This is a genomic window from Luteibacter sp. KNZ12-1A (assembly GCF_056755675.1).
The window spans coordinates 1-235 of sequence record NZ_JBPGXU010000230.1; the positions used below are offsets into that span (position 1 = coordinate 1).

Genomic DNA, 235 nt, shown 5'->3' on the forward strand with positions numbered 1-235 from the left:
GTCCATCCTGCTGTCCAGCATGTGAGATGCAGCCGAATGTCGCAGCCAGTGCGCGGACGCTTCGCGTATGTGCGCCGCGAGTTCGACGCACTCACCGCCCCTGGCTCCCGTCCAGTCGGCGGTGTGCCGGATAACTTCCTTGATCGCGTTGTGCACGGTCTTGCGATTGACGCCTTCGCCTGATGTATGGCCCGCACGTCTACTAAACGGCAGGAGCAGGGGAGTGAAGTCGTGG

General features: G+C 62.6%; 1 protein-coding gene. It reads left to right on the forward strand.

Annotation, left to right across the window (positions count from 1 at the left end; translation table 11 throughout):
* On the forward strand, nucleotides 1-183 hold a 183-nt coding region (locus ACR9ZJ_RS19440), incomplete at its 5' end, for a hypothetical protein (RefSeq protein WP_481288698.1).
* Nucleotides 184-235: the final 52 nt, after the last annotated feature.